This window comes from Mesorhizobium sp. WSM4850, assembly GCF_055811735.1.
This window is the reverse complement of sequence record NZ_JBVVPV010000129.1, coordinates 1-1385: the sequence shown is the minus strand read 5'-3', so window position 1 is coordinate 1385 and position 1385 is coordinate 1. Positions and strand designations below refer to the sequence as shown.

The 1385-nt window shown below is 65.6% G+C and carries 1 protein-coding gene; it reads right to left on the bottom strand.

Going from position 1 to position 1385, the window contains the following annotated elements:
- The coding region (locus AC0L2Z_RS35225) for a N,N-dimethylformamidase beta subunit family domain-containing protein (RefSeq protein ID WP_473630620.1) at positions 1-1381 on the bottom strand (1381 nt) is incomplete at its 3' end.
- Positions 1382-1385: the final 4 nt, after the last annotated feature.

Below are 1385 nucleotides of genomic sequence, written 5' to 3'. Positions count from 1 at the left end.
TCTCCTCGACCAGGGTGGCCATGCCGACGGCGAGGATTTCGAGACCGTCCGGCGCGCCGCTCGTCGGCGAAGGGTAGGGCAGGCCGTTGCGGATTTCGTAGTCCAGCCCATCGACCTCGTAGCCATAAATGTGGCTCTCGGCGCCGAGCAGGTCACCATAAAATAGTCCGGTCTTGGCGAAGGCCCAGTGGTCCGGCCGATAAATTGGGAAGCCGCGCACGCCGCGCGGCGCAAAGCCGGCCCAACCGGCATAGACGCCATCCGCGCCATTAAGACCAAAGGTCTTGCAGCCGGGGCGGCCGATCTCCGGCGCTTCCCACGAATTGGTCGCGCGGCTTACGTCGCCACTTCTGTACACCGGGTCCTCGACGCGCGCCCGGTACTTGTAGCAGACCTGCCGGCGGCCCTCGTCCTCCAGCCTGGTCTGCCACATGAAGTTGCCGGCGAAGCGCGCGACATGGCCGCCCTGGTCGACAAAGGCGTCAACCACGTCGCGCATTTCCCATGTCCAATACTCGTCATGGCCGACGAATACGACGCAATCATAGTCGAGCAGGATCTCCGGCGAGAAGTGCAACTCGTGCTGGCTGGCGAGGTCGACACCGTAGCCGGCGCGCTCGGCGAAGCGGAAGAAATGGCTGTCGTAGCTTGCCCAGCCGGCGGACGCATATTTCTTCGAATGGCCGGTGGCGTAGGCCCATTCCTGGTGCGGACGGCGCGGCACGGTCATAGGCGGCATCGCCACCTCCAGCGGCACGCGTGGCGCTTCGGGTGGCAGCACGACGAAGCCCCGACCCCAGGGGCGCTGCGTCGACACGAGAGGCGAATACTGGTTCTGGTTCGGCCCGGTGATGCCTTCGTAGTGGTTGGAGCCGCCCCAGGTGTTGTACGCGAGCCAGGTTCCGGTCGCCGCCACCTGCAGGATGCGTCCCGGTTTGCGACCCGTCTTCGGCAATACGATCAGGAAATGATGGCAGCGGATCGGCTCGCCGGCGCGGGCCTCCGCCGTCAATGTGATGCGATAGCCGCCGGCCGGCCAGTCGTCACCGATGCGGAACTCGAAGGCCGTTTCCCAGCCGCAGCCCTCGACGGAGCACTGCTCAGGCGTGTCCTGCCAGCGCGCGGCGATACCGCTCCGTTCGAGAAGCTTTGTCTCGGTTGCACCGTCGCGCACGATCTCGATGGCAAAGGCGGGCGCTGTCGAACTCACCTGCAGTCGCACCGCATCGCCCGGCCGGTACGAAAAACGGTCGCTGTAGCACCAGATCTCGCCGCGCGCACCGTCCATGCCGGGCCGCTCGTAATAGTGGCTGCGCACGGCCAGCTGCCGCTGCTCACGCGTCAGCCCGAAATCCGGAAAGTCCTTTGGAAGCTGTGTCATGATG